We start from the raw sequence: 25707 nt of genomic DNA on the forward strand, positions 1-25707 counted from the left end.
AACATGCTTTACAGCAGCATGTTTCACGCAACGGAACAGAGGAATGCGCCCCACACACAACAGAAGGGGTGGGTCGGCCAACTTTGGGAACAGAGGATTTTCAGTTGGCCGACCCGGGACGGTTCGGTGTGGTCGGGCCAGCACCGAACCGGGATCAGGAGCCCAGGAAGCCCAGGGGGCCGGCGCCGCAGGTGGCGCTGCCGGTGAGGGTGGGCTGCAGGACGTTGACCTTGAGTTCCCAGACCGAGCCCTGGAGGGTGGACAGGGTGTGGGTACCCGCGCCCTTGGGGGTCCACTGGATGGTGGCCTTGCCATTGCTGGGGTTGATCGGGCTGCCGCCGATGACCAGGCCATTGTCGTAGAACCAGACCTGGATCCAGTGGTCGTAGGTCGCGGTGACCTCGTAGGTGCAGGCGGCGTAGACATTGCGGGCGTTCACCGAGAGGCCGGTGGGGACGGCCGACGCGTAGGGGGCGGTCAGGGCCGCGGAACAGGCCACCGCGGCCAGTGCGGTGACGCCGAACCCGGCCCGCTGGGCGATGCGCTTGTTCACGGTCTTGGACATGTGGAAACTCCTCGGGTGCAGGCCGCATCGAGTGCGGTCCGGCGAACCATATCGGTTGTCCAGTTCGAGCGGTGGCGGTTTCCGGAAAAAACTGAAACGTGTTTCTGTCAGATGCGCATCGGTGCTGGACAGCGAGCCGGGCCCGCCTCCCGAAGGAGACGAGCCCGGCTGTGCTGGAGCCTGATTCGCGGCTAGCGCTTGGCGGAATCCGGTACCGGCTCCGCCCACTGGCGATTGTCGAACTCCGCCTGCGGATCGGCGTCACCACCGTGACCCGGCCACCACGCCAGCTTGCCGATCAGCGCGGTCACCGACGGGGTGAAGTACATCGCCATCACCGACGCCGAGATGAAGATGCCCACCGAGATCGCGAAGCCCATCTGCGACAGCGCGGTATTGCCCGCCAGCATCATCGAGGCGAAGGTGCCCGACAGGATCGCACCGGCGGCGGCGATGGTCGGACCCGTGTGCTTGAACGCCTCGGCCGCGGCCTTGCGCGGACTGTGACCCTCGCGGGCCTCCTCCCGCAATCGGGCCACCATGAGGATGTTGTAGTCCGTTCCCAGCGCGACCACGAACAGATACATGATCAGCGGCAGCGTGAAGATCAGACCCGAATTACCTTGCAGATGCTGGAAAACCAGCACCGCAGCACCGAGCGTGGCGGCGAACCCGAGGAACACCGACGCGATCAGATACCAGGGCGCCACCAGACTGCGCAGCAACAGACCCAGGACCAGCATGATGAGCAACGCCGCCACCGGGAACACCACCGCGTAGTCACGGTTCATCGCGGCCTTGAAGTCGACGAAGATCGAGGTCATACCGCCGACCACCGCCTTGGTGCCGTCCGGTGCGGCCGCATGCGCGGCATCACGCAGCGGACCCTGCACCGTCTTCAGCGCCGCGTCGGATTCCGGTGCGTCATTGAGCGTCACCTGATACTCGGCGATCGACTTGCTCTCCGACAGCTTCGGCTCCGACACCTGGCCGACACCCGTGACACCGATCAGCGCCTCGCGGTAGCTCTTCAACTGATCCGTGGTCAGCGCTGCCCCCTCGGTGCTCAGGTACACCTGCGAAGGCTGCGTGGTGCCCGCGGGCATGCCCTTGAGCAATTCCTTGCTATAGACCGAGGATTCGGAGGTATCCGAGGTCGAACTCGAACTCAGATCGAAGGTCGGATTGAAGCCGAGCGCGACCACGCCCAGCGCGACCAGGATTCCACCCGAGACCAACGCGTACACCCCGGGCCGCTTACCCAGCGACGCACCGACCGCAGCGAACCGCGCCGCATCCGGATCGTGCTTCCACGCCTTCGAAGGCCAGAACACCTTGGTGCCCAACAGCGAAACGATCGCCGGAACCAGCGTCAGACCCGCGAGCAGCGCCACCGCGACCGCGATCGCCAGCGCCGGGCCGAGCGAACGGAACATGCCCAGCGTCGACAGCATCAGCGCGCCGAAGGCGATAATCACCGCGGCCGCGGCCGAACTGATCGCCTCACCGACCCGGGTGACCGCGCTGACCATGGCCGTCTTGGGATCCTCACCCGCACGCAGGCGTTCCCGATAGCGGAACATCAGGAACAGGATGTAGTCGGTGCCGACACCGAACAGCACCACGACCAGCAGTGACTGCACCGAGTTGTCGACCTTGAGATCGAAGGCCTTGCTCACCATTGCGATCAGACCGTTGACGGCCACCGAGATCGCGCCGATCACGATGATCGGCAACAGCGCGATCACCGGGCTGCGGAAGATCACCAGCAGCAGCACCAGAATCAGCACGATGGTGGCGATGCCGATAATGGCCAGCGCCTTATTGCCCGAATCCTGCTGATCCAGGGTCTGCGCCGCCTGACCGGTGACACCGGCCTTCAGATCGGACCCGGAAACCGTGTCCTGCAACGCGGTTCGGATCTCCTTCACCGCATCGGTCTGCCGCTTGTCGTTCGGGCTGGTGACCTTGGTCATCTGCACCGCGACGACATCGACCAGCTTGTTGTCCGAGGCGGGCATCGGCGCGATCGCCGTGACGTCCTTGATGTTCCGCTCGGTGAGCTTGGCCGCCGCCGCCTGCACGGTGGCGGTATCGGTCGCGCTCAGGGGTTGGCCGTCGGCGCGCTCGAAGACGATCAGCGCGGACGGGGCGGCACTATTGGGAAAAGCCTTCTGCTGCACGTCCATCGCCTGGATGGATTCGTAATGCGAGGGCAGGAAGTCGGCCTGCTCGGTGGTGGCCGTGAGTTTCGGCGCCGTCATGGCGATGGCGACGATAGCGATCAGCCAAGCGCCGATCACCAGCCACGGCTGTTTGACGACGAAGCGTCCCAGTCGGGAGAACATGCGGGAGAAGTCCTTTCGGGGTTCGGCCGCGTTATTCAGATATCGAGGTCTTGCGAGGCGGGGTTCGCCACTACATCCGAGGCGATACGAAACGCCTTGGCGGGAATGCGATCACGCAGCTCCTCGAGCGACTCCACGATGTCCAGGGTGAAGTCGCCATAGCCATCCTCACCCAGGCCGAGCATCTCGCGCCAGTTCTTAAATTCCTTGGCCCAGTTGGTGAGTGGCGTGAAGTCGGACTGATCCGAGTTGCGCCGGGCGACGACGAAATCGTCCTTGGCATTGCGGTACGCCTGCTTGGTGGCCTGCTGGAAGTCCGCCCACTCGATGTAGTGACGGTGCACCACGAACTTGCCCTTGCGGCTCTGATAGACCTTCACCACTTCGGTGCCGGCCTTGGTGACCTGCTGCGATTCCGCCAGCAGGCGGCCGACGAAGCTCTGTGTGCGCCCGCCGCCGGGGCCGACGCGCAGTTCGATGCGGCTCATGCCCTCGGGGAAGTTCTGGGCGATGAGCGCGGTCTGCGATTCGTCGCCGGCGGGTTTCTGCATATCGATGTCCATGACGTTCTCCAGATTTCAGGTGCGACAATGCGCATATAGGCATGAATCTACAAGCCGCTGCCACGGAATGAGATGCACTGTGCCGCAATAACTTCGGTCGCCGAGTGAGCTCGGCAGACGGCCGCTTCGGCGTCTGAAATCACTATAAGTAGACGTATACGTATAGCGCAACCCTGAATTGACCCTGATATATCTCCAGGGTCTCCCCGAGAACGGGAACGGCCCGCCTCCCGGACGGGAGGCGGGCCGGAACAAGCAGCGGTCAGCGCCCGCGCCGCTTACCCGGCTTCTGCGCTGCCCCACCACGTTTCGCCGCGGTCGGCTTCTTCCCGGCGGGCGGCTTCTTGCCGGCGCGCGGTTGCGCCTTCGGCTGCTGCTTCTTCTCCTGCCCGGACGGCGACCGGGTACTGCGCTCCGAACGCCCGCGCACCACGCCCACGAACTCCTCCACCAGATCCGTGGTGCGCTCGGCGGGCCAGGCCAGCGCGATCTCGGTCGGCGGCACATCGGTGACGGTCCGATAGACCAGATCCTTGCGGGCGTGCAGGCGGGCGATGGAATGCGGCACGATCGCCGCACCGCTGACCGCCGCCACCAACTCCAGGGTCATGGCCGCCTCGTCCAGGTCGGCGGCGTCCTGCATCCGCTCATCGGCCAGCTCGAGCGTGCTCACCTGCTCGAATACCGAGATCGGATGATCCTTGGGCACCACCACCACCGCGATCTCGCGATACAGCGGAATCGCGCTCATACCCTCGCGATCGATCGGCAGGCGCACGAACGCCATATCGACCCGGCCCTCGCGCAGCGCCGCTTCCTGTTCGCGCATGGGCACGGCCAGCATCTCCAGGACGATCTCCGGATACCGCTCCCGCCAGATGCGCTCCCATTTGGTGACCGTCACCCCGGGCACGAACCCGACCCGCAGACGCTCGGCATCGTCATCGGGGGTCGCCGGAGCCTGCTCGACGACATTGGCGAGAATCTCGAGCGCGGCCGCCAGCAGCTCCTCGCCCTCGGCCGTGAGCTGGGTCGGCGACGCCCCCGGGACGAACAGTTTCGTCCCGAGCTCTTCCTCCAGATCGATGACCGTATGACTCAACCGCTGCCGGGAAATCCCCAATGCCTGCGCGGCGCGGGCGAAGTGCAACTCCTGCGCAACCCCGGCGAACCAGCGCAGACGCGTGACATCGATCGACTCGAACCGGCTCATTCCACCCAGGTTATTGCACCGCTCCAGGGATAACCGCACCGCGCGGCCGGTTCCCCCGACCCCGCCCGATACCCTGAGCAGGTGAGCCCGGACAAGAAACCCCAGACCATGAAGCCGCTGACCGCGGCCGACAAACTCGGCATCTACCTCCCCGCAACCCCCGAGGAGTTCCGGAACTCACCGCTCACCCGCGCCCAGCTGGACGAGCTGCGCGCCAACCCGCCGCAGTGGCTGCAGGATCTGCACCGGGACGGCCCGTTCCCGCGCGATGTGACGGCCCGCAAACTCGGCATCTCCAACTCCGGGCTCGGCCGCGCGGGCGTCGAGGACGCCATGACCAGCGCGCAGATCGCGGCCCTGATCGCCGATCCGCCGGAATGGCTGATCGCCGAGCGCAAGAACTACGTCGCGGTGCAGGCCGAGGCCGAACGCGTCAAGATCAAGGACGCCGAACGCCGCGCGGCCACCAATCGCCCGCGCAAGAACTGGTAGTCCGCACTCACCTCACATTCGGCGCAGCACCCGATCCACCAGATCGGGGGCCGCGCCGAGATAGTTCTCCGGGCGCAGCAGATCATCGAGTTCAGGTCCGCTCAAATGCAGTGCGATATCCGGGGATTCGGCCAGCACCTCGGCCAAAGGCCGTGCGCTGGACTGCGATTCGTACGACGCCGATTGCAGCGTCTTCTTCGCCACCGGCTTACCCAGCAGCGGCCCCAGCCGAATGGACAGGCGTTCGGACACGATCTGCCCCTCGGTGAGCGTCAGATTCGCGGTCATCCGATCGGCGTCGGCGGTCAGCCCCTCGGCCAATTCCACCGCGGTATGCGCCGCGCCGCCCGCCAGCAGCAGACATTCGCGCAGCGGCTGCCATTCGGCATGCCAGGAACCCGCGGGGCGCTCATCCTCGGCCAGCAGCGCGCCGAACAGTGTCGAGGCCAGCGCCGGGACCTGTAGGGCCGCCGCCCGAATCATGGTGCTCAGCACCGGATTCCGCTTCTGCGGCATGGCGGAGGATTCACCGCGCCCCTCGGCCGCGGGCTCGTAGACCTCCGCGATCTCGGTGCGGGACTGCGAGATCACGTCCACCGCCATTTTGCCCAGCACCCCCGAGGTGAGCGCCAGTGACGACGCCAGATCCGCGATCGGGGTGCGCACCGTATGCCAGGGGGTCGCGCTCACCGCGAGCGAGAGTTCCGCGGCGAATTCCGCGCTCAACTTCTCCATGATCTCGCCACTGGTGGCCACCGACAGCTCCGATTCACCGCAGCGCGCGCATTCGATATACGACGCCAAAGTGCCCGCCGCACCACCCAATTGCACCGGCAGCCCGGTGCGCACCTGGCACAGTCGCTCGCGGGCATCCAGAATGCCCTGCATCCACACCGCCACCTTCGCGCCGAATGTGGTCGGCACCGCCTGCATGGCCAGGGTGCGACCGGCGATCGGCGTACTGCGGTGCCGCCGCGCAAGTTCCGCCAGTCCGGCCAGAATGCCGTTCAGGTCGGCGATCATCACCGACAGCACGCGCGCCGCGATCAACATGGTCGCGGTATCGAGAATGTCCTGACTGGTCGACCCGTAGTGCACATAGTTCGCGCTCACCGGATCGATATCGGCGACCGCCCGATGCAGCCGCTCCACGAAGCACACCACCGGATTCGCCGCTCCCCGTGCGGCTTCGGCGATCTCGCGGGCGTCGAACGTATGGCCGCGCACCGCGAGGGCCATATGTTCGGGCACCACCTCGGGCACCATGCCCAGGCGCGCCTGCGCCCGCGAGAGCGCCAGCTCCACCTCCAGCATGGCCTCGATCCAGGCATCGTCGCCGAGCAGGGATTCCACCGGGGCGCCCACCCCCACCGGGGACAGCAGACCGTATTCGATCGCCATATCGCCTTGCCTTTCAGAGGAATTCGCGGAGCGCTCATAGCGGTGCGTGGTGAGGATCTCGCGGGCGATCCCGTCGCCGTCCGCCAGCGTCATCGAATTCACGCCGGGCCGCGGACCGGCCGCGGTCACCCAGCGCACGGATTCGGTGGGCACCCCGAAGGCGTAGCGGCGGCGCTGGATTCGGCCCTCACCGTCCACCAGATGATGGGTGTTCGGGGCCAGCGCCAGACCGCCGGTGCGGTAGCTGCTGCCGTCCGGTGAACCCATGCTGAAACCGCTGACATCCTTGCGGCCCAGCAGATTACGCAGCAGCGGATCGGCGGTGCGGCGCAGATCCGGTGCGGGCATCCAGGCGTCGATGAGATGCCGCCCGCGCACCTGTGAGCCAGCCACCTGCGGGGACTCCGCGAAGAACAGCCGCCGCCCGGTATCGACCCGCAGTCGCATACCCGGGCCGATGACCCGCACCACGCCCGCCCGGATCAGCGCGGACAGTTCGGCGATGCGACTGGCGGGCGGGCCGATGGACAGGAAGGCGTTCATGGGCGTGTACCAGCGATCCAGATCATCGCGGTAGGACGATCCGGCGATACCGCCGTGATCGACCACCAGCCGGACCTCATTGCGCAGGTCCCGCAGCACATCCAGGGCCGCCTTCACCGGACCGCGCACATTACCCAGCCGGGCCGCGCGCACATCGGCGTCCAGATAGCCGAGCAGCCAATCGTGGAATTCGGCGGGATCGCCGAAACTGCGGCCGCCGGTGGGATCGACCAGCGTGGACCAATCCCACTGCTCGTCCTGTCCGATGTGGAAGCGCTGCAACAGTTCCGCGGAATCGGCGGCGGGCGCGCCCAGATAGGCGTCCCGGAACGCCTCCAGCCGTTGCGGACTCAGCCGCTCGGCCAGCAGCGCCGCGTAGTACACCGATTCGACCTCGCGGGCGATGAGCGGCCACACATCGTGCCGGAACGACACATCGCCGAATTTGCGTGAGCGACTGCGCAATCGGGCAATACGCTCGGGATTCAACAGGATCGGCGCGTAGCGGCCGTCCACACCCTTCTGATTCTCACCGCGCGCGTGATGCGGTACGCCCCGGCGGCAGCCCGCCATGATCAGCGGCTCATGTCCGGAGGCCACGTACTCCAGTCCGGCGTCGGACTCCTTGAAACAGCCGCCGCGACCGACCGTGAGCAGCGCCAGATAGTCGAAGAAGGTGAGGCCGAGGCCGCGAATGAGCACCGGTTCCCGCTCGGGGATGGCGTGCACGTCGATATCGGCGGCATTGGCGGGGGCGGTATAGCCCAGGCCCAGCGTGCGCGCCGAATCATGCAGGGAGCCGGGCTCTTCCGGCGGCTCCTCGCCCAGATGACCCTGGGCCAGGACCACCGCGTGCAGTCCGCGAATGCGTTCGCCGGTGCTCAGTTCGAGTTCCTGCAATCCGCCCGGGCCGTCCCACAAATCGGTTGCGGTAGCCACAATTTCGCGCGTATGCACCCATTCGGAATAGCGATCCCGGGTGCGCTCGAATGCCCAGCGCAGATAATGGCCGTAGAAGTAACGTGGCGGATAGGTATCGGCGCGGATGCGCAGCGCTTCCCGATAAGCGCCGGAGGGCAATCCGGCGAAATTGCCGATCTTGGCGAGGAAATTGGACCATTCGTACAAACTCGGCCCTCTATCCACCGGCCCGGCCATCTCCACCGTGTCATCGGTGAAGATGGTGACCTGCTCGGCGACCGTGTTCATCAGCAGCTGAGCAGGCTGATCGGTCCGCCAGACCGCGCCCGTGCCAACCCTTTTCGAGTCGATCAGGATCAGCTCGACGCCCGCGCAATTACCGAGCTGTCGAGCATTGGCACAAATCCGTTCGAATACATTCAGACCGCGAGGTCCCATTCCGACTATCGCGACCCGAACCACATTGTCGAGCATTCACACACCGATCGCGCCCGAGGATCCGTACCCGGTAGCGGGCACGTCGCCGAGACTAGCAATGCGACAAACGCCATACAAGAACGCGCGGTACGGAATACGGCTCAGCTCGCGAAACGCCGAACGCACAATTGCGAAACGCCGAATGCCCGCCACCGCGCGGAAACCGCGGCGACGGGCACGACGTCACCGCGCCGCCGAGACGAGAACGGGCTCGGAAACCGCGGCAGCGGCACCGGTTTCGCGGCGCTCCAGCGCGGCGGACACCAGCGCCAGCACCAATGCCGAGGCGGCCAGCCCCGCACCCACCCAATTCGGCGCGGTGTAGGCCAGCCCCGCCGAGAGCGTCAGCCCACCGAGCCACGCGGCCAAGGCATTTCCGAGATTGAACGCGCCGATATTCACCGCCGACGCCAGGGTCGGGGCCTCGGGAGCCTGATCCAGCACGCGCTTCTGCAGCGAGGGCACCGACGCGAAGCCGAGCGCGCCGATGACGAAGATGGTGATCGCGGCCGGCACCTTCACCTGCGCGGTGACCGTGAACAGCGCCAGCGCGATCGTCAACGCGGACAACGAGATATACAGCATCGGCATGAGCGCGCGATCGGCGAATTTGCCGCCCACCAGATTGCCCACAACCATCCCCAGGCCGAGCAGCACCAGCAGCCAGGTGATGGAACCGTCCGCGAAACCGCCGATCTCGGTCATCATCGGGGCGATATAGGTGATCGCCGCGAACACCGCGCCGAAGCCCAGCACGGTCATGCCGTTGGCCAGCCACACCTGAATGTTCTTGAAAGCGGCCAACTCCCGGCGCAGGTTCACATGCTCCGGGGTGGGCAGATTCGGAACCAGCTTGGCGATTCCGGCCAGACCCGCCACACCCAGCAGCGCCACGATGGCGAAGGTGACGCGCCAGCCGATCTGCTGACCGACGAAGGTGCCCAGCGGTACGCCGACCACATTGGCGACCGTCAGCCCGGTGAACATCATGGCGATGGCACCGGCCTTGCGATCCGGGGCGACCAGATCCGCGGCGACCACCGCGCCGATACCGAAGAACGCGCCGTGCGCCAGTGAGGCGACCACGCGGCCGATCAGCATGACGCCGAAGACCGGGGCGATGGCGGAGATGAGATTCCCGGCGATGAAGAACCCCATCAGCAGCATGAGCATGCGCTTGCGGGGGACGCGGGTGCCCAGCGCGGTCATGATCGGCGCACCCAGCATGACGCCGAGCGCATAGCCGGTGACCAGCCAGCCGGCGGTCGGAATGGACACCCCGAAGTCACCGGCGACCTCGGGCAGCAAGCCCATGATGACGAACTCGGTGGTGCCGATTCCGAAGGCCCCGATTGCCAGGGCCAGCAGTGCGAGCGGCATGACTACACCTTCCAGACGATTGCAAGAGCGCGTTATTGCAAACACAATAGTTGCATACGCGTGTTACTTGCAAGCGCGGGCATTCGCGGAAGTGGTCTATCCTGGTCACATGACTGCCACCGATCCCGCACTCACCGGTCTCGCCCAGGGCTGGTGCGCGCTCACCGTGCTGCACGGGCGGATCGAAGCGCACATCGAACGCGCGCTCCAGGCGAAACACGAACTCAGCGTGCGCGAGTACTCCCTGCTCGACGTACTGAGCCGCCAGCACGACGGCACCGGCGGCATGCTCCAGATGAAACAGGTCGCCGACGCCATCGTGCTGTCCCAGAGCGCCACCACCCGGCTGGTCACCCGGCTCGAAGACCGCGGACTGCTCGCGCGGTACCTCTGCCCCACCGATCGCCGCGGCATCTACACCAAGGTCAGCGACACCGGGCGCGAGCTCTTGGAAGCCGCACGGCCCACCAACGACGCCGCCCTGCGCGAAGCCCTCGACGATGCCGCGGGCAATCCCGAACTGGCACCGCTGGTCCGCACCGTCGAATCCCTGCACACCCCCGCTTGAACCGGCGGCGCACAGCACGAAGGCCCGCTCCCCCAACCGGAAGCGGGCCTTCTCCCCTCCTGACTATGCGATCGCCGGGCTATGCGATCGAGCGGCTCAACGGCAGATTGACGTAGCTCGGCTCCGAAGGGTCGAGCAGCACATGCTGATTCGCGAGACGGCTCTCGACCAGCAACGGCGGCAGCAGTACCCCGCGCGGGAAATTGCTGGCGTACACATCGATTCGCACCCGATGACCCGGTTGCAGCACCGCGTCAACGGGATTCACCGCGATATCGATCGTCGTCGGCTGACCGGGCACCAGCGGCTGCCGGGAATCCAAGGTCAGCAGATACGCCGTCTCGGTGAGATCACCGGCCGCGTTCCGCTTGCTCTTGTCCTCATCCACCGCGCGCAATGACGCGGTGAGCTGACCGCTGGCCACCACGGTCGAACGACCATCGGGCGCAACGTCATTCACCGTGACGGACCAGTAGCCCTCGGAGGAGTCGTACGCGGTGTTCAGATGCACATTGATCGGCCCCGAGATGACCGTCGCCTCGGAAACCGGTGCGCTGGTGAAGGTCAGGCCACCGAGCTCGTGAATGCGGTCATCCTTGGTGCAGCCGTCGATCACCGAGGTTATCCCCAGTGATTCGACCGCCATATCGCGCGAGCAGAGTGCGGTGATCCCGGTCAGCGGCGAAACCGTCAGCTGCGCGGGGGCATCGGTGCCATCGCCGTTCAGCGACCCGTCGTACAGGCTGTTCGCGGTACCGCTGCGCGCGGGCGAGAGGTACATGCGCCGGTACTCCGACGTCGGCCGCGGCAGCCACGAGGTCGCGGTCCAACCGCCGCCCTGCTGCCACAGCACCACCGGGCCGTACTGATCGATGCCGTTGTCGATGCCCTTGAGCCACTTGTCGTACCAGGCCATCTGGAGCACGTCCAACCGCGGCGGCTTACCCGGATTGCCCAGGCCCGAACCGGGATTCGCGTGATAGGTGTCGCCCATGATCAGCTTCTTCCGCTCCGGCGGCAGCGGAATCCGATCGAACGACATGGCGCTGGACGGCGCGAAGATGTCCTGCCAGCCGCCGTACGCGAAGGTCGGCACCTTGATGCGCTCGGGATGACTGTCCGAGAAGGCTTCGCGCAGTTCACTTCCCGGCCGCAATGCCTGTTTCAGCGGCTCGGGTAGCAGATCCACCGAGGGCGTCAGCGCCATGATGATGTAGTCGAAGAACTCGAAAGGCGTTGTGACACGGTCCATCAGCCATTTCGCGTCCAAGTGACCGAGTACGACGCCGACCGGATCGGGGAAGTTCTGGATCACATCGATGAACGCGATGTACAGCGGCGCGAACAGACCCAGCCCGCCACCGGGCGCGGCCACGTCACCGATCTTGTCGGTACTGCCCTCCACCGGGAAGATCGCCTTCAACGCGGGCGGATTCTGCGCGGCCACCATGTACTGGTTGATGCCCGAGTACGAGATGCCGTTCATCCCGATATTGCCGTCCGACCAGGGCTGTTTCGACGCCCAGTCGATCACCTCGACCGAATCCTGGGTCTCGCGGCTCTGGAAGAACTGCCACGCGCCCTGCGAATAACCGGTGCCGCGGGTGTCCACCACGATCTGGGTGTAACCGTGCTGGATGAGCCTGCGGTCCGCGCCGAAGGTCCGGGCAGCGCCGCCGCTGAGCACCCGGGTCAGATCCGTGACCGAGGACAGCGGTGTCCCGGTCAGATCCACACTGTTCACCAGCTGGATCAGGGCATCGGACAGCCATGGCACCGACAGCGCCACATCGGCCAGCCAGGACGCGAACTTGGTATAGGGCGTCAGATTGACAATGGTCGGCAGCGGATCGGTGACCGGTACGCCATTGGCGTCGACGGGCCGATACACATTGGCCTTCAACACCGTTCCGTCGCTCATGGTGATCGGCACGTCGAAATCTATGTGCACCTCGCCGGGATAGCGGCCCGGATATTTCGCCGGTCCGTCGTGCGCGGCCAGCCAGGATTGCCCGAGTTCACCGCCGTCCGGCGGGGTTTCGGCCGCGGCGGTCGGCGTCACAGACAGCGAGGTCATGGTGATGGCTACGGCGGCTATGGCTAATCGGATCAGGTGGCTGCGGGCTCTCCCGATCATGCGTGCTCCCCTCCATCCGGGCATCCGACACGATCCCGGCTTATAAACTGTGGCGTACCTATGATGGCCACGAATGGTGTCTGGGTCACAGCTTCGCCGCAACTGTGGCGCGCCTCACAGCTCGCGCGACTCTATGCTCTGGAGATGGCTCTGGAATCCGGCTTCGATCGCCGCCGCCTGCCGCCCGGCACCCACGGCATCAATCCGGAGGACGTCGTGCACTCACAGCGCATGCGCATCTTCTTCGGCGTGCTCGAGTCCGTCTCCGAACGCGGCTACAACGCCACCACGGTGGCGGATATCGTTGCGCGCGCCGGGGTTTCGCGGCGCACCTTCTATCAGCTGTTCCGGGATCGGGACGAATGCTTCCTCGCCGCCTTCGAGGCCGCGGTCGACCTCGTCATCGAACAGCTCGACCGAAGTATCGCCAGCACACCGCATTCCGATTGGCGCACACTCATCCACACCACGCTCGGCGAATACCTGCGCGCGCTCAGCGACAATGCCGACTGCGCCCGCGCCCTGCACGTGGAATGCCTCGCCGCCGGACCCGTGGTGGCGGAACAGCGGCGGCATATGAAAAACCGTCTGGCACAGCGCATGCGGGCGGCTTTCCGCATCGGTTACGCCGCCGGGGACATCCCCGCCGAGATTCCCGACGACTTCTTCGACGCCCTCATCGGGGCCATCGACGATCGCATTCGCGACTGCATCCAGGGCCCTGGACCGCGCGCGCTGCCGACCCTCACCACGCACGTCTATCAGGTGACGATGGCCCTGTTCGGCGTCCCCGATCTGTCCCGCCGGCCCGAACCGGTCGCACCCCCGCGCTAGCGTGGAGGCATGGCACTGACGTTGGAAGAACGACAGAGTTTCCTGGCCCAACCACACATCGGCGCATTGGCCGTGAACAACAAGCCCGGTCGCGCGCCCCTGAACGTACCCATCTGGTACCAGTACACCCCCGGCGGCGAACTGTGGATCATCACCGGGCCCGAGTCACAGAAGATGCGCCTGCTGAAGGAGTCCGGCCGCTTCAGCATCATGGCGCAGGTGGTGGAACCCACCGTCCGCTATGTGACGGCCGAGGGCCCGATCGACCGCATCACCGTCATGACCGACGAGATGCACCATGAGATGGCCTCGCGCTATCTCACTCCCCCGCAGGTCGACAAGTATCTGAAGTCCACCGAGGAACTCGGCATCGGCGAACAGGTCGCGGTTTACATGCGTCCCGAGCACTGGCTATCCGCCGATATGGGCGCGCTCTGATCACCTGACCCGTGATACGACGAAGGCCCGCCTCCACAGGGGAAGCGGGCCTTCGTATTTCGACTGTCGTCGAGGATGAAGCAGACCTTACTTGGCCTTCTCCAGCACCTCGACCAGACGCCAGCGCTTGGTGGCGGACAGCGGACGGGTCTCCATCAGCTGCACGCGGTCACCGATACCGGCGATCTCGTTCTCGTCGTGCGCCTTGACCTTCGAGGTGGTGCGGATGATCTTGCCGTAAAGCTTGTGCTTCACGCGATCTTCCAGCTCGACCACGATGGTCTTGGTCATCTTGTCGGACACAACGTAACCGATGCGAACCTTGCGCTGGCCACGCTCTTCTGCCTTGGCCGGCGTCTTGGCCGGGCCCTTTACGTCGCTCATGCGGCGTCTCCCTTGCCTTGCGGACCGGAGGCCAGGCCGAGCTCGCGCTCACGCATGACCGTGTAGATGCGGGCGATCTCGTGACGGACCACACGCAGGCGACGATTGTTGGTCAGCTGACCGGTCGCCATCTGGAAGCGCAGGTTGAACAGCTCTTCCTTGCCTTCGCGAAGCTTCGCGACGAGCTCTTCCTCGGTCAGCTCACGCAGCTCTGCTGCCGGATTAGCGGTAGCCATCAGAACTGCTCCTCTCGCGTCACGATCCTGCACTTCATGGGGAGCTTGTGCATCGCGCGGCGCAGGGCCTCACGAGCGGTCTCCTCGTTCGGGTAAGACATCTCGAACATGACCCGTCCGGGCTTCACGTTCGCGATCCACCACTCCGGCGAACCCTTACCGGAACCCATGCGGGTTTCGGCCGGCTTCTTGGTGAGCGGGCGATCGGGGTAGATGTTGATCCAGATCTTGCCGCCACGCTTGATGTGGCGGGTCATCGCGATACGCGCCGACTCGATCTGACGGTTGGTCACGTAAGCCGGCTCCAGAGCCTGGATGCCGTACTCACCGAAGGAAACCGCCGTGCCGCCCTTGGACATGCCCGAACGGCTCGGGTGGTGCTGCTTACGGTGCTTGACCTTGCGAGGCATCAACATAGGTCAGCCCTCCTGGGTCGTCTCAGCCGGAGCCTCCGCGACAGCAGTCGCGGCACGCCCGGCCTCAGTGCTGGTCGCGGTTGTGCCCTGGGCACCCGAACGACGCGGGCGGCTCGGCCGCTCACGACGCGGGCGATCACGGTCGCCGGCCGGCGCTGCGGTCGCGGTGACCTCACGCTTGCCACCGACGATGTCGCCCTTGTAGATCCACACCTTCACGCCGATGCGGCCGAAGGTGGTGCGGGCCTCGTACAGGCCGTAGTCGATGTCCGCACGAAGGGTGTGCAGCGGCACACGGCCTTCGCGGTAGAACTCCGAGCGCGACATTTCGGCGCCACCGAGGCGGCCCGAGCACTGCACGCGGATGCCCTTGACGTTCGGCGAACGCATGGCCGACTGAATGGCCTTACGCATCGCACGACGGAACGCCACACGGTTCGACAGCTGCTCGGCCACACCCTGGGCAACGAGCTGCGCATCCGACTCGGGGTTCTTGACCTCGAGGATGTTCAGCTGCACCTGCTTGCCGGTGAGCTTCTCCAGCTCGGCACGGATGCGGTCGGCTTCGGCGCCACGACGGCCGATCACGATGCCCGGACGCGCGGTGTGGATATCCACACGGACGCGATCGCGGGTGCGCTCGATCTCGACCTTCGAGATGCCCGCGCGCTCCATACCGGTGGAGAGGAGCTTGCGGATCTTGACGTCTTCGCCGACGTATTCCTTGTACTGCTTATCGGCGTACCAACGCGACTTCCAGTCGGTGGTGATACCGAGGCGGAAGCCATGGGGGTTGATTTTCTGTCCCATTTACTTTGCCCCTCCCTTCCGGCGGCTACGAGTGGCAGCGCCGGCAGTGGGCACGCTCTCGACCTCGATGGTGATGTGGCTGGTGCGCTTGCGAATCCGGAACGCACGGCCCTGGGCACGCGGCTGGAAACGCTTCATGGTCGCGCCCTCGTCGACAAACGCCGTCGAGATGACCAGGGTCGCCGGGTTCAAGCCGAGGTTGTTCTCGGCGTTGGCGGCCGCCGAAGCGACAACCTTGGCGACCGGCTCGCTGGCAGCCTGCGGGGCGAACCGCAGGATGTTCAGCGCATCCTCGACACGCTTGCCGCGGACCAGGTCCACGACACGACGAGCCTTCATGGGCGTCACGCGCACGTGCTTGGCGGTTGCGCGCGCGGTCTGATTCTGAGTTTCAGTGCTCATCGCCGCTTGCTCTTCCGATCTTCCTTGACGTGGCTGCGGAACGTCCGCGTCGGCGCGAATTCACCGAGCTTGTGTCCAACCATGTTCTCGGACACGAACACCGGCACGTGCTTACGGCCGTCGTGGACCGAGAAGGTGTGACCGATGAAATCGGGAATGATGGTGGAACGACGCGACCAGGTCTTGATGACCTGCTTCGTGCCCTTCTCGTTCTGAACGTCCACCTTCTTCAGGAGGTGGCCGTCGACGAACGGGCCCTTCTTCAGGCTACGTGGCATGTCTAACCTCCTCCTTAACGCTTCTTGCCGCGGCGGCGGACGATGAGCTTGTCACTGGGACGGTTGGGCTTGCGGGTGCGGCCTTCCGGCTTACCCCACGGCGAGACCGGGTGGCGACCACCGGAGGTCTTACCTTCACCACCACCGTGCGGGTGGTCGACCGGGTTCATGACGACACCACGGACGGTCGGGCGGACGCCCTTCCAGCGCATACGGCCGGCCTTGCCCCAGTTGATGTTCGACTGCTCGGCGTTGCCGACCTCGCCGATGGTGGCGCGGCAGCGCACATCGACGCGACGGATTTCACCGGAAGGCATACGCAGGACGGCGTAGGCGCCTTCCTTACCCAGCAGCTGAATGCTCATACCGGCGGCGCGAGCCATCTTGGCGCCGCCACCCGGACGCAGCTCCACCGCGTGAATGGTGGTACCGGTCGGGATCGAGCGCAGCGGCAGGTTGTTGCCGGGCTTGATGTCGGCGCCGGTGCCGGACTCGATCTTCGTGCCCTGGGCAATGCCCTTGGGCGCGATGATGTACCGCTTCTCGCCGTCGGCGAAGTGCAGCAGCGCGATGTTGGCGGTGCGGTTCGGGTCGTACTCGATGTGAGCGACCTTGGCCGGGATACCGTCCTTGTCGAGGCGGCGGAAGTCGATGACGCGGTAGGCGCGCTTGTGGCCACCACCCTTGTGACGGGTGGTGATGCGGCCCTGAGCGTTACGGCCACCGGTCTTGGTGAGCGGACGCAGCAGCGACTTCTCGGGGGTCGAGCGGGTGATTTCGGCGAAGTCCGAAACCGAAGCGCCACGACGACCCGGGGTAGTCGGCTTGTATTTACGAATTGCCATGAGTTCTTCTCTACTTTCTGGATTCCCAGGCGCTTACGCGACCGGGCCTCCGAAGATCTCGATGGGCTTGCTGTCGGCCGAGAGGGTCACGAGCGCGCGCTTGGTGTTCTTGCGCTTGCCGTAACCGGCGCGGGTCCGCTTGCGCTTGCCCTGACGGTTAGCGGTGTTGACGCTGGTCACCGTGACGCCGAAGACCTTCTCGACGGCAATCTTGATCTGCGTCTTGTTGGAGTCCGGGTGCACGATGAAGGTGTACGTACCCTCTTCGATCAGTCCGTAGGACTTCTCGGAGATGACCGGCGCCAGCAGAATGTCGCGGGGGTCGGCGATCGTGGTCACTTGCTCTCCTCCTGTGCAGCTTCGGCAGGGCCGTGCACGAAGGCGTTGAGCGCCTCGACGGAGAAGATGACCTCATCGGCCTTCAGCACGTCATAGGTGTTCAGCTGATCGGGAGCGATCGGGTGCACGTTCTGCAGGTTCGCAACGCTCTTCCACGTGGCGATGTCCTCGCGGCCGACGACGACCAGGAGCTGCTTGCGGCTCGAAAGCTCGGCGAGGAAGCTCTTGGCGACCTTGGTCGACGGGGTCTGACCCGGGACCAGTTCGGTGATCACGTGGATGCGTTCGTTGCGCGCCCGGTCCGACAGAGCACCGCGCAGTGCGGCGACCTTCATCTTCTTGGGCAGACGCTGGCTGTAATCGCGCGGCTGCGGGCCGTGGACGGTGCCACCACCGGCGAACTGCGGCGCACGGGTCGAACCCTGGCGGGCGCGGCCGGTGCCCTTCTGGCGGTAAGGCTTGCGGCCACCACCGCGGACTTCACCGCGGGTCTTGGTGGCGTGCGTGCCCTGGCGAGCCGCGGCACGCTGGGCCACGACGACCTGGTGCATCAGCGCGATGTTGGCGGTCACGTCGAAGATCTCCGCGGGGAGCTCGACGGTGCCTTCGGTCTTGCCGCCTGCGGCCTTGACCGGAAGCGTCAGGTTGGTCTTGGTCTCGGTGCTCATGCCCGGGCACCACCCTTCACTGCACTCTTGACGATCACAATGCCGCCGGTGCGGCCCGGGATCGCGCCCTTGATCAGCAGCAGACCGTTCTCGGCGTCCACCTTGTGGACCGAGAGGTTCTGCGTGGTGACGCGGTCGTTACCCATCCGGCCGGACATGCGCATGCCCTTGAACACGCGGCCCGGGGTGGAGCAACCACCGATGGAACCCGGACGACGGTGCACAGCCTGCGCACCGTGCGAGGCGCCCTGACCGGCGAAGCCGTGACGCTTCATGGTGCCGGCGAAGCCCTTGCCCTTGGAGGTTCCGGTCACGTCGACGTAGGTGCCCTCTTCGAAGGCGTCCGCGCCGATTTCCTGGCCGACCGCGAAGGAATCGACGTCAGCGACGCGGATCTCCGTGATGTGGCGGCGAGGGGTGACACCGGCCTTGGCGAACTGGCCGGAAACCGGCTTGTTCACCTTGCGCGGATCGATTGCGCCGTAAGCGATCTGGATGGCGGCGTAGCCATCGCGCTCGGCGGTGCGGATCTGGGTCACGACGTTCGGACCGGCCTTGACGACGGTCACCGGAACAACGCGGTTCTTCTCGTCGAAGACCTGGGTCATACCGAGCTTGGTTCCCAGGATGCCGGCAGCCGGCCTGCTCTTGTTGTCAGTCATATCTGGAATCCCCGTCACTGAATGTTGACGTCGACGCTGGCCGGGAGGTCGATACGCATGAGAGCGTCGACCGTCTTCGGCGTGGGGTCGAGAATGTCAATCAGCCGCTTGTGCGTACGCATCTCGAAGTGCTCGCGCGAGTCCTTGTACTTGTGCGGCGAACGGATGACGCAGTACACGTTCTTTTCGGTGGGCAACGGCACCGGGCCGACGACACGGGCACCGGTACGGGTCACCGTCTCGACGATCTTGCGCGCAGACGCGTCGATCGCCTCATGGTCGTAGGCCTTGAGCCTGATGCGGATCTTCTGTCCCGCCACGCTGAGTGTCCTTTTCTCCGCTTAACGTTTGTGCCCCAGGAGCTTTCGCTCCCGAAACACCCTCATTTGCACAGCCCGAACACACGAAGACGCATCAGCCACCACACGACCGGCCCACCTGGGGCCCGATCCATCGCCGCTGTTCATCTGTCATGGTTCCGTCCGGTCCACGCGGTCGGGCGTGTCGCCCATCCGCTCATTCTTCGGCCCGAGTGATCTCTGAGCCTTGGAACCTTGTCCCGGAAGCACCCGCGCCTAAACGGCGAGGTACAAGAGTGGGTCTTGCTTCCCCGTCACCACCTGCGACTTTCCCGTAGGAAGGCACAACCCGGTGCGGGCAACCTGAACAGTATGCCCCACGGCTATGGGGGACTTCAAATCGACCCCCCACCGGACCGAAAACGCGATGGGGCAGGTCACAACCGGCGTTCCGAGCGACCCGTGACCTACGGGGTGTCGCAGCCCGGGCGCGTCGCGGTGATCCGCGATGAACTCGGCGGCACCCGGCTTCCGGATAACTTACTTTTGAGTAAGATACCCGATATGACGAAAGAGACCGCCACCTACCGCGGCTGGAAGAAGCTGCCGGACAATCGGCTCGGCCACACCCTTTTCTCCCTCGGCATGGTCGCGCGCGTCCCCTACTTCGGCACCGTGCTCCCGACCGTGATCCGCCTCGAACCCGGACTGTGCGAGGTCACCGCGCCGAAATGGTTCGGTATCCACAACCACCTGAGCACCTTCCACGCCATCGCGGCCTGCAATCTCGCCGAGGTCGCCATGGGCATGCTGTCCGAGGCCACCGTCCCGGACACGCACCGCTGGATTCCCAAGGCCATGAACGTGCAGTACCTGGCCAAGGCCAACTCCAGCCTGCGCGCGGTGGCCAAGCTCCCCGAACTGCCCGACTTCCCGTCGATCACCGAGGGCCAGAACCTCGTGGTCCCCGTGTCGATCTACGACAAGTCCGGCCTCGAGGTGGTGCACGCGGATATCACCACCTGGGTGACGCCGAAGTAGCGCGGGACATTCGAAACCACTCCGCCCCGGACCTATCGGTTCCGGGGCGGGGCTGTTTGAATGCGAAGTATGAGTGGCCTGGCGGTAAATGGGGTGGCGGATATCTGCGTCGTCGGGCTGGGGCCCGCGGGGCAGGCGCTGGCCCATCGGGCCATGGCCGCCGGATTGAAAGTCGTCGCGGTGGATCCGCGGCCGGAGCGATTGTGGCCGCCGACCTACTCGTGCTGGATCGACGAACTGCCGGAGTGGTTGCCGCAGAGCGTGATCGCCAGCCGGGTGGAGCGGCCGGTGGTGTGGACCAAGGCCGAGCATCGGATCGATCGGCCGTACTGCGTGCTGTCGAAGCCGGGGTTGAAGGCCGCGCTGCCGCTGGATGACGCCACGGTCCGCACGGGACGGGCCACGGTGGTCGACGCGCATCGCGTGGAATTGGCCGACGGCACCGAGATTCGGGCCGATGTGGTCGTCGACACCCGCGGGCAGGCCGCGCCCGGACAGCGGAGAACCGCTGCGGCACACGGCATTTTCGTGCGTGAAGAGATCGCCGCACCCATGGTCACCCCCGGCGAGGGCCTGCTGCTGGATTGGCGGGATGAGAACGGCGCGGGCGCGGACGAGCCGCCCTCCTTCCTCTACGCCATGCCGCTGGGCGACGGGACCGTGGTTTTCGAGGAGACCAGTCTCGGATTGCAGGGCGGAATGCCGCAGCACGAGTTGCGCAAGCGGACGCTGCATCGGCTGGAGCGGCACGGGATTCGGCTCACCGGCGATGAACCCACCGAGGCCGCGCACTACCCGCTGGATGACGCTCCGCCGAAAGCCGGTGCGGGGCAGGTGGTTCCGTTCGGTTCGCGGGGCGGGATGATGCATCCCTGCACCGGATACAGCGTGGCGGATTCGCTGGCGCTGGCCGATACCGCCGTCGAAGCCGTTCGCCGGGGCGAGGATCCGATCGCGGCGCTGTGGTCGCGGCAGGCGCGGCTGGTCTATTGGATGCGCATGCGCGGGGTGTACGGCCTGGGGCGGCTCACCACCGAGCAGTCGGTCTCCATGTTCGACGCGTTCTTCACCGCATCGCCGCGCCAGCAGCGGGCGCTGCTGTCCGCGCATGACGATTACGCCGCGCTGGGCGGGGTGCTGTTCCTGACGGTCGCCCGCACCTGGCCATTCAACTGGCGCTTCGACCTGGTCGGCTGGCGCAACCGAAACCGCTGGGTGGGTTGGGATTACGGTCGTGCGGAGCCGCGCGCCGAGCTATCCGATCACGAACAGACGTCCACGCCCTGACGGACGCGCGCTCACACCCAGTTCTCGATCCAGTACTTCCAAATGATGGGCGCGTACCCGACCAGCGGCGGCACCTTGATATCGGTTCCGGCGAGTGCGGCCTGTGCCTGCCGGGAGTCGAAGTGGCAGCTGAATTCGCTGTGTTCGATGACCTCGGCGGGTACGCCGACCTGGCGCAGCGCCCACCCCATCCCGGGGACGCGCAGGCTCACGTCGAGGGTCTGCTTGGGCAGCACCTCCATCAGGTGCGGTGCGCCCGCCTCGTCGGCGAAGAGGTTGAAGACCTCGGCGACGCTCTGTTCACGCGGGTCGGACAGGTGATAGGTGGCTCCCCCGCCGCCGGGCCGGTGCGCGAGGTGATCGAGCGCGCGCACCACGTAGTCGACCGGAACCATATTGGTGGTCCCCAGTTTCGGTGACACCACGGGCAGGATGCGTGGCAGTTGCGCCGCCATGCGCAGCAGCCGGAAGAAGTAGTAGGGCCCGTCGATGCGGTCGATCTCGCCGGTGTGCGAATCGCCGATGACGATGGAGGGCCGGTAGATCCGCCACGGCACCCCGTCCTGATCGCGGACCGCTTTCTCGGCCTCGAGCATGGCGCGCTGGTACGGCGAGCCGAGGACCTGGCCGACGTCGAACATGTCCTCGGTGAACACCCCGTCCCAGCCGCCGGCGATCTGCACGGTCGAAACATGGTGCAGCAGGCCCGCTTCCAGTCGCGCGGCGAGTTCGGCGATGCGCCGGGTGCCGCCGCCGGGTGCGACGGAGTCGAGTCCGGCGGCGAGGTGGAAGACGTGGTCGATCGAACCCCGGTGCGCGGCAATCCAGTCCGGGTCGATGCCGACGCCGGGCGCGCTGAGGTCGCCGCGGACGGCGCGGACCCGGTCCCCCGCGTCCCAGCCGCGCAGGCAGCGGTTGAAGCGCAGGATCGAGTCTTCGCCGGGGCGCACCAGCACGTGGACGTCGGCACCGCGCTTGATGAGTTGAGGAACCAGGAACCGACCGATGAACCCGGTTGCCCCGGTTACCAGGTAAGCCATGCGCATACCCTAGCGTGACGCGCGCCACACTCTCACTGCGCCTCCGCAATCGGCTCAAAGCTCGCATGCGAGACGCATTTTCACACTCTGACCACCGGTGGAACGACAACGGGGCGGCACCCGGTGTGCACCGAGTACCGCCCCGAGTCAGCGAACGATCAGGCTCCGGTCTCGGCTGCCCGGCGGTAGCCGCGGATCGCCGGATACCCGAATACCAGCACCATGCCGATGGCCCACGCGACCGTCTTCATGAGCGGCATGGCGATCGGCCCGTCGTAGGCCAGGCCGCGCATGGCGTCGATGGCGGTACTCATGGGCTGGTTCTCCACCGTCTTCTGCAACCAGGTCGGGTACGCGAAGACCGGCACGAAACCGGTGTTGAAGAACATCAGCAGGGTATTGATGACGCCGATGACCTGCACCAGCATCACGCCCTCGGTGATGGTGGCGAGCGCGGTCACCAGCACCGCGAAGCCGATGCCGAACAGCACCGGGATCAGCAGCATGGCGATGGAAGCGGCTGGGCCGAACCAGAATCGGAAGCCCAGGCACAGTCCGACCGCGAGCACGATCAGCGAGGTGGCCAGGACGCGGATGGCCTCGGCGAGCAGTCGCCCGGTGAGTCCGGCCGCGCGGTGCACGGGCATGGTCCAGAACCGCCCGAGCAGTCCGGTGACCTTCTCGACCTTGAAGCCGAGCGCGGACACCACCGATCCGGACATGGCCGCGACCAGCATGACCATCGGCACGGTGCCGTAGATGCTGGGTTCACCGGTGGCCGAGGTGATGGAGTCACCGAGCACGATACGGAACATGATCAGCGTCGCGGCCGGGTACACGATGGTCTGAATGGTGGTCGCGGGGTCGCGCGCCCAGCCGATCAGCAGTCGCTTGCATTGGATTAGGCTCTGTTCCAGCCACACCAGTACGGCCCGCTCATTGCGCGGGCGCACCTTCGGCAGCGGCTGATGCCCCGCCCAGGAATCCTTTTCGACCGTTTCCACATCGCCCTCGAGCGTGCCGGCCTCGACTACGGAACTCATGACCGCCTCATACTCGCCCAGACCGCGGCCGGGGTGAACAGCACCGCGGCGCCGACCACCCACAGCAGCGGCACCCAAAACACGTCCCAGGTCACGCCGTTCGCGGCCATATCGCGCATGGCGAACGAGAACTGTGAGATGGGCTGATTGCGCACGAACGGCCGAACCCATTCCGGGAAGCCGGATTCCGGCACGAACCCGCAGGACAGCATGCCGAAGATGAGCGTCGGCAGGGTCAATGCCTGACTGAGCGATTCGGGGCTCTTGGTGAGTGAGCCGAGCGCGTCCGCGCCGATGCCGAGCACGGTGCCGACCGCGAGGGAGAAGGCGCAGAACAATACGGTCTGGCCCCAGCCCGCCACGAAGTGGAAGCCGATCATATGGCCCCAGCCGATGGCGGCGGCCAGCGAGACGATGGACCGCACCATGCCCGCGCTGATGCGCGAGAGCAGCGGCACCATCTTGCCGACCGGCATGGTCTGCAAGCGGGTGTTGAATCCGGTCATGGCCTCGAACGCGGCCATCTGCGCATTGGACATCATGGTCACGGACATGGTCTGCAGCACGATGATCGGCATGACAAACTGCGCGTAGTCGATGCCGCGGAAGTTCATGACGTATTTGAGCGGCAGGTAGAAGCCGAGGGTCAGCACCAGCGGGGTGACGCAGGCGAAGGCGAGTTCACCCTTGGTGGCCATCACCCACAGGATGCGGCCGGTGAGCGCGCGCCACTGGCCGAAGCTGTTCGGCTTGGACCTGGGCAGTCCCGCGAATAGGTCGCTGCGCTCGACGGCGGGAGCGCTCATTGGGTGCCGCCCGAATGTCCGGTGAGCGAGAGGAAGACATCGTCGAGCGAGGGGCGGCGCAGTCCGATATCGGCGAGTTCGATTCCGGCGCTGTCGAGTCGGCGCAGCGCCTCGGCCAGCGTCGCGGCGCCTTCCGGGGCCGGAATCGACAGCCGGTCGCTGCCATTGACCTCGGCGCGCACACTGGCGGGCACGAGATCGCCGAGCGCGTCGGCGGCCTGGCTCAGGTGGGTCGGATCGAGCGGCACGACCTCGCAGTAGCTGCCGCCGGTCTTCTCCTTGAGCGCGTCCGCGGTGCCCTCGGCGATGACGGTGCCCTTGTCGATGACGATGATGTTGTCGCTCAGCACATCGGCTTCCTCGAGATACTGCGTGGTCAGCAGTACCGTGATGCCCTGCGTCTTGAGCGCGTTGACCAGATCCCAGACGCCCTGGCGGCTGCGCGGGTCGAGGCCGGTGGTGGGTTCGTCGAGGAACACCACTTCGGGTCGCACCACGAGTCCGCAGGCGATGTCGACGCGCCGGCGCATACCGCCGGAGTAGTGCCGGACCGCGCGGCGGCCCGCGCTGGTGAGGTCGAATTCCTCGAGCAGGGCGTCGGCGCGCTGGCGGGCGGCCTTGCGCGGCAGGCCCATGAGCCGTCCGAAGAGTTCGAGGTTCTCGCGACCGGAGAGGTTCTCGTCGAGGGCGGCGTACTGCCCGGTCATCATGATGGACCGGCGTACCGCGGCGGCGTCCTTGCGCACATCGTGTCCGGCGACCTTGGCGATGCCGGAATCGGGGCGCAGCAGGGTGGACAGGATCTTGACGCAGGTGGTCTTGCCCGCACCGTTGGGTCCGAGGATGCCGAGCACCTGGCCGCGGGCTGCGGTGAAACTGATGCCCCGCAGGGCGTGCACGTCGCCGAACGATTTGCGTACGTCTTCGACGTATACGGCCGGTTCGCTCCCGTCGCGTACTGCTGTCACGGTTTGCGGCGAATCCGGTTTGTCCAAGCTCGGCATCAACTCTCCACTATCGGCTGGGCGGGCAATTCGAGTCGCCCCGGGCGGCGGGTCCCCACATCCCCTCGGAGATGATCCACTCCGTCGCGCGCGATGTTACCGGCCGTCCGGAAACTGGGTCGTTGCTTTGCCTCAGCAGCTGCCGGACAAACGTGACCTTGGCCACAAACCAATGGGTTTCCGAATAGCCGCTGATCCAGAGCCAGACCGGGCGGTCTGATGGAATTTCCGCACCTTGTCCGGGGTGCGCGCGGAACCATAGTCTGA

Annotated in this window: 28 protein-coding genes; 6 read left to right on the plus strand and 22 right to left on the minus strand. The window is 65.9% G+C overall.

Features of this window, described 5'->3' with window-relative positions:
- Positions 1 to 154: 154 nt before the first annotated feature.
- The 4 genes from AB0L82_RS25310 to AB0L82_RS25325 form a co-directional block, all read right to left on the minus strand.
- Positions 155 to 565: a hypothetical protein gene (locus tag AB0L82_RS25310; protein WP_364641103.1), complete on the minus strand. Its 411-nt coding sequence runs from the start codon at positions 563 to 565 to the stop codon at positions 155 to 157.
- Between the two features lie 191 nt (positions 566 to 756).
- Positions 757 to 2913: an MMPL family transporter gene (locus tag AB0L82_RS25315; protein WP_364641105.1), complete on the minus strand. Its 2157-nt coding sequence runs from the start codon at positions 2911 to 2913 to the stop codon at positions 757 to 759.
- Positions 2914 to 2948: 35 nt separating this feature from the next.
- Positions 2949 to 3476 (minus strand): EXLDI protein, encoded by a 528-nt coding sequence (locus AB0L82_RS25320; protein WP_364641108.1) that lies wholly within the window; start codon positions 3474 to 3476, stop codon positions 2949 to 2951.
- 262 nt (positions 3477 to 3738) lie between these two features.
- Complete coding sequence (locus AB0L82_RS25325; RefSeq protein WP_364641111.1) at positions 3739 to 4689, minus strand: LysR family transcriptional regulator; 951 nt, start codon at positions 4687 to 4689, stop codon at positions 3739 to 3741.
- A gap of 81 nt (positions 4690 to 4770) precedes the next feature.
- On the opposite strand from AB0L82_RS25325, the gene AB0L82_RS25330 reads away from it, so the two are divergent.
- On the plus strand, positions 4771 to 5181 hold the full coding sequence (locus tag AB0L82_RS25330) for a DUF5997 family protein (protein WP_364641114.1): 411 nt from the start codon (positions 4771 to 4773) through the stop codon (positions 5179 to 5181).
- A gap of 12 nt (positions 5182 to 5193) precedes the next feature.
- Here the strand turns inward: AB0L82_RS25330 and AB0L82_RS25335 are convergent, their stop codons facing one another.
- Positions 5194 to 8520: a 3-carboxy-cis,cis-muconate cycloisomerase family FAD/NAD(P)-binding protein gene (locus tag AB0L82_RS25335; RefSeq protein WP_364641117.1), complete on the minus strand. Its 3327-nt coding sequence runs from the start codon at positions 8518 to 8520 to the stop codon at positions 5194 to 5196.
- A gap of 186 nt (positions 8521 to 8706) precedes the next feature.
- Positions 8707 to 9903, minus strand: coding sequence for an MFS transporter (locus AB0L82_RS25340; RefSeq protein ID WP_364641120.1), 1197 nt, complete (start codon positions 9901 to 9903; stop codon positions 8707 to 8709).
- Between the two features lie 109 nt (positions 9904 to 10012).
- Here AB0L82_RS25340 and AB0L82_RS25345 point away from each other — a divergent pair, with 109 nt between their 5' ends.
- Entirely contained in the window at positions 10013 to 10471 is a 459-nt protein-coding gene (locus AB0L82_RS25345) for a MarR family transcriptional regulator (protein ID WP_364641123.1), read from the plus strand.
- 79 nt (positions 10472 to 10550) lie between these two features.
- Here the strand turns inward: AB0L82_RS25345 and AB0L82_RS25350 are convergent, their stop codons facing one another.
- On the minus strand, positions 10551 to 12608 hold the full coding sequence (locus tag AB0L82_RS25350) for a CocE/NonD family hydrolase (protein ID WP_364641126.1): 2058 nt from the start codon (positions 12606 to 12608) through the stop codon (positions 10551 to 10553).
- 144 nt (positions 12609 to 12752) lie between these two features.
- Between AB0L82_RS25350 and AB0L82_RS25355 the strand changes: the two genes are divergently transcribed.
- Together AB0L82_RS25355 and AB0L82_RS25360 are read left to right on the plus strand one after the other, a co-directional pair.
- Positions 12753 to 13442, plus strand: coding sequence for a TetR/AcrR family transcriptional regulator (locus AB0L82_RS25355; RefSeq protein ID WP_364641129.1), 690 nt, complete (start codon positions 12753 to 12755; stop codon positions 13440 to 13442).
- 9 nt (positions 13443 to 13451) lie between these two features.
- Entirely contained in the window at positions 13452 to 13880 is a 429-nt protein-coding gene (locus tag AB0L82_RS25360) for a pyridoxamine 5'-phosphate oxidase family protein (RefSeq protein ID WP_364641133.1), read from the plus strand.
- An 87-nt stretch (positions 13881 to 13967) separates the two neighbouring features.
- Here the strand turns inward: AB0L82_RS25360 and rpsQ are convergent, their stop codons facing one another.
- Genes rpsQ through rpsJ form a run of 11 tightly spaced genes read right to left on the minus strand, consistent with a single transcriptional unit; the run spans position 13968 to position 19240 of the window.
- Positions 13968 to 14264, minus strand: a complete 297-nt coding sequence (rpsQ, locus tag AB0L82_RS25365; RefSeq protein ID WP_067571127.1) for a 30S ribosomal protein S17 — start codon at positions 14262 to 14264, stop codon at positions 13968 to 13970.
- Entirely contained in the window at positions 14261 to 14500 is a 240-nt protein-coding gene (gene rpmC, locus AB0L82_RS25370; RefSeq protein WP_364641136.1) for a 50S ribosomal protein L29, read from the minus strand. Before rpmC ends, rpsQ begins: the two co-directional genes overlap by 4 nt.
- Entirely contained in the window at positions 14500 to 14916 is a 417-nt protein-coding gene (rplP, locus tag AB0L82_RS25375; RefSeq protein WP_067571123.1) for a 50S ribosomal protein L16, read from the minus strand. The genes rpmC and rplP overlap by 1 nt, the downstream gene beginning before the upstream one ends.
- Positions 14917 to 14919: 3 nt before the next feature.
- Positions 14920 to 15726: a 30S ribosomal protein S3 gene (rpsC, locus tag AB0L82_RS25380; protein ID WP_067571121.1), complete on the minus strand. Its 807-nt coding sequence runs from the start codon at positions 15724 to 15726 to the stop codon at positions 14920 to 14922.
- On the minus strand, positions 15727 to 16128 hold the full coding sequence (rplV, locus tag AB0L82_RS25385) for a 50S ribosomal protein L22 (protein WP_067519526.1): 402 nt from the start codon (positions 16126 to 16128) through the stop codon (positions 15727 to 15729).
- Positions 16125 to 16406, minus strand: a complete 282-nt coding sequence (gene rpsS / locus AB0L82_RS25390) for a 30S ribosomal protein S19 (protein WP_364641140.1) — start codon at positions 16404 to 16406, stop codon at positions 16125 to 16127. Before rpsS ends, rplV begins: the two co-directional genes overlap by 4 nt.
- A gap of 14 nt (positions 16407 to 16420) precedes the next feature.
- A complete protein-coding gene (rplB, locus tag AB0L82_RS25395) occupies positions 16421 to 17251 on the minus strand; it encodes a 50S ribosomal protein L2 (protein WP_364641143.1) in 831 nt (276 codons plus the stop codon).
- Between the two features lie 33 nt (positions 17252 to 17284).
- On the minus strand, positions 17285 to 17590 hold the full coding sequence (gene rplW / locus AB0L82_RS25400) for a 50S ribosomal protein L23 (RefSeq protein ID WP_309231514.1): 306 nt from the start codon (positions 17588 to 17590) through the stop codon (positions 17285 to 17287).
- Positions 17587 to 18258, minus strand: coding sequence for a 50S ribosomal protein L4 (gene rplD / locus AB0L82_RS25405; RefSeq protein WP_364641147.1), 672 nt, complete (start codon positions 18256 to 18258; stop codon positions 17587 to 17589). Before rplD ends, rplW begins: the two co-directional genes overlap by 4 nt.
- Positions 18255 to 18920 carry a 50S ribosomal protein L3 gene (rplC, locus tag AB0L82_RS25410; protein ID WP_364641150.1) on the minus strand — a complete coding sequence of 222 codons (666 nt, stop codon included), beginning with the start codon at positions 18918 to 18920 and terminating at the stop codon, positions 18255 to 18257. Before rplC ends, rplD begins: the two co-directional genes overlap by 4 nt.
- Before the next feature lie 14 nt (positions 18921 to 18934).
- Complete coding sequence (gene rpsJ, locus AB0L82_RS25415; RefSeq protein WP_003938093.1) at positions 18935 to 19240, minus strand: 30S ribosomal protein S10; 306 nt, start codon at positions 19238 to 19240, stop codon at positions 18935 to 18937.
- A 543-nt stretch (positions 19241 to 19783) separates the two neighbouring features.
- Between rpsJ and AB0L82_RS25420 the strand changes: the two genes are divergently transcribed.
- Together AB0L82_RS25420 and AB0L82_RS25425 are read left to right on the plus strand one after the other, a co-directional pair.
- Positions 19784 to 20260, plus strand: coding sequence for a hotdog fold domain-containing protein (locus AB0L82_RS25420; RefSeq protein ID WP_364641153.1), 477 nt, complete (start codon positions 19784 to 19786; stop codon positions 20258 to 20260).
- Between the two features lie 69 nt (positions 20261 to 20329).
- Positions 20330 to 21547 carry a lycopene cyclase family protein gene (locus tag AB0L82_RS25425; RefSeq protein WP_364641156.1) on the plus strand — a complete coding sequence of 406 codons (1218 nt, stop codon included), beginning with the start codon at positions 20330 to 20332 and terminating at the stop codon, positions 21545 to 21547.
- Between the two features lie 11 nt (positions 21548 to 21558).
- Here the strand turns inward: AB0L82_RS25425 and AB0L82_RS25430 are convergent, their stop codons facing one another.
- From AB0L82_RS25430 to AB0L82_RS25445, 4 genes are all read right to left on the minus strand, one after another.
- Positions 21559 to 22587: an SDR family oxidoreductase gene (locus AB0L82_RS25430; protein ID WP_364641159.1), complete on the minus strand. Its 1029-nt coding sequence runs from the start codon at positions 22585 to 22587 to the stop codon at positions 21559 to 21561.
- Between the two features lie 158 nt (positions 22588 to 22745).
- On the minus strand, positions 22746 to 23630 hold the full coding sequence (locus AB0L82_RS25435; protein WP_364641162.1) for an ABC transporter permease: 885 nt from the start codon (positions 23628 to 23630) through the stop codon (positions 22746 to 22748).
- A complete protein-coding gene (locus tag AB0L82_RS25440; RefSeq protein ID WP_364641165.1) occupies positions 23627 to 24436 on the minus strand; it encodes an ABC transporter permease in 810 nt (269 codons plus the stop codon). Before AB0L82_RS25440 ends, AB0L82_RS25435 begins: the two co-directional genes overlap by 4 nt.
- The gene (locus AB0L82_RS25445; protein ID WP_364641168.1) at positions 24433 to 25440 is read right to left on the minus strand and encodes an ATP-binding cassette domain-containing protein; all 1008 of its coding nucleotides are present in this window, start codon (positions 25438 to 25440) and stop codon (positions 24433 to 24435) included. The genes AB0L82_RS25440 and AB0L82_RS25445 overlap by 4 nt, the downstream gene beginning before the upstream one ends.
- Between the last annotated feature and the right edge of the window lie 267 nt (positions 25441 to 25707).

It is taken from the genome of Nocardia sp. NPDC052001, from assembly GCF_040680615.1.
Lineage (GTDB): Bacteria > Actinomycetota > Actinomycetes > Mycobacteriales > Mycobacteriaceae > Nocardia.

What these genes read in the sequence shown, in the direction of transcription:
- AB0L82_RS25310 (WP_364641103.1), bottom strand. Translation starts at nt 565, where the DNA reads ATGTCCAAGACCGTGAACAAGCGCATCGCCCAGCGGGCCGGGTTCGGC.
- AB0L82_RS25315 (WP_364641105.1), bottom strand. Translation starts at nt 2,913, where the DNA reads ATGTTCTCCCGACTGGGACGCTTCGTCGTCAAACAGCCGTGGCTGGTG.
- AB0L82_RS25320 (WP_364641108.1), bottom strand. Translation starts at nt 3,476, where the DNA reads ATGGACATCGATATGCAGAAACCCGCCGGCGACGAATCGCAGACCGCG.
- AB0L82_RS25325 (WP_364641111.1), bottom strand. Translation starts at nt 4,689, where the DNA reads ATGAGCCGGTTCGAGTCGATCGATGTCACGCGTCTGCGCTGGTTCGCC.
- AB0L82_RS25335 (WP_364641117.1), bottom strand. Translation starts at nt 8,520, where the DNA reads ATGCTCGACAATGTGGTTCGGGTCGCGATAGTCGGAATGGGACCTCGC.
- AB0L82_RS25340 (WP_364641120.1), bottom strand. Translation starts at nt 9,903, where the DNA reads ATGCCGCTCGCACTGCTGGCCCTGGCAATCGGGGCCTTCGGAATCGGC.
- AB0L82_RS25345 (WP_364641123.1), top strand. Translation starts at nt 10,013, where the DNA reads ATGACTGCCACCGATCCCGCACTCACCGGTCTCGCCCAGGGCTGGTGC.
- AB0L82_RS25350 (WP_364641126.1), bottom strand. Translation starts at nt 12,608, where the DNA reads ATGATCGGGAGAGCCCGCAGCCACCTGATCCGATTAGCCATAGCCGCC.
- AB0L82_RS25355 (WP_364641129.1), top strand. Translation starts at nt 12,753, where the DNA reads ATGGCTCTGGAATCCGGCTTCGATCGCCGCCGCCTGCCGCCCGGCACC.
- AB0L82_RS25360 (WP_364641133.1), top strand. Translation starts at nt 13,452, where the DNA reads ATGGCACTGACGTTGGAAGAACGACAGAGTTTCCTGGCCCAACCACAC.
- rpsQ (WP_067571127.1), bottom strand. Translation starts at nt 14,264, where the DNA reads ATGAGCGACGTAAAGGGCCCGGCCAAGACGCCGGCCAAGGCAGAAGAG.
- rpmC (WP_364641136.1), bottom strand. Translation starts at nt 14,500, where the DNA reads ATGGCTACCGCTAATCCGGCAGCAGAGCTGCGTGAGCTGACCGAGGAA.
- rplP (WP_067571123.1), bottom strand. Translation starts at nt 14,916, where the DNA reads ATGTTGATGCCTCGCAAGGTCAAGCACCGTAAGCAGCACCACCCGAGC.
- rpsC (WP_067571121.1), bottom strand. Translation starts at nt 15,726, where the DNA reads ATGGGACAGAAAATCAACCCCCATGGCTTCCGCCTCGGTATCACCACC.
- rplV (WP_067519526.1), bottom strand. Translation starts at nt 16,128, where the DNA reads ATGAGCACTGAAACTCAGAATCAGACCGCGCGCGCAACCGCCAAGCAC.
- rpsS (WP_364641140.1), bottom strand. Translation starts at nt 16,406, where the DNA reads ATGCCACGTAGCCTGAAGAAGGGCCCGTTCGTCGACGGCCACCTCCTG.
- rplB (WP_364641143.1), bottom strand. Translation starts at nt 17,251, where the DNA reads ATGGCAATTCGTAAATACAAGCCGACTACCCCGGGTCGTCGTGGCGCT.
- rplD (WP_364641147.1), bottom strand. Translation starts at nt 18,258, where the DNA reads ATGAGCACCGAGACCAAGACCAACCTGACGCTTCCGGTCAAGGCCGCA.
- rplC (WP_364641150.1), bottom strand. Translation starts at nt 18,920, where the DNA reads ATGACTGACAACAAGAGCAGGCCGGCTGCCGGCATCCTGGGAACCAAG.
- AB0L82_RS25420 (WP_364641153.1), top strand. Translation starts at nt 19,784, where the DNA reads ATGACGAAAGAGACCGCCACCTACCGCGGCTGGAAGAAGCTGCCGGAC.
- AB0L82_RS25425 (WP_364641156.1), top strand. Translation starts at nt 20,330, where the DNA reads ATGAGTGGCCTGGCGGTAAATGGGGTGGCGGATATCTGCGTCGTCGGG.
- AB0L82_RS25430 (WP_364641159.1), bottom strand. Translation starts at nt 22,587, where the DNA reads ATGGCTTACCTGGTAACCGGGGCAACCGGGTTCATCGGTCGGTTCCTG.
- AB0L82_RS25435 (WP_364641162.1), bottom strand. Translation starts at nt 23,630, where the DNA reads ATGAGTTCCGTAGTCGAGGCCGGCACGCTCGAGGGCGATGTGGAAACG.
- AB0L82_RS25440 (WP_364641165.1), bottom strand. Translation starts at nt 24,436, where the DNA reads ATGAGCGCTCCCGCCGTCGAGCGCAGCGACCTATTCGCGGGACTGCCC.
- AB0L82_RS25445 (WP_364641168.1), bottom strand. Translation starts at nt 25,440, where the DNA reads ATGCCGAGCTTGGACAAACCGGATTCGCCGCAAACCGTGACAGCAGTA.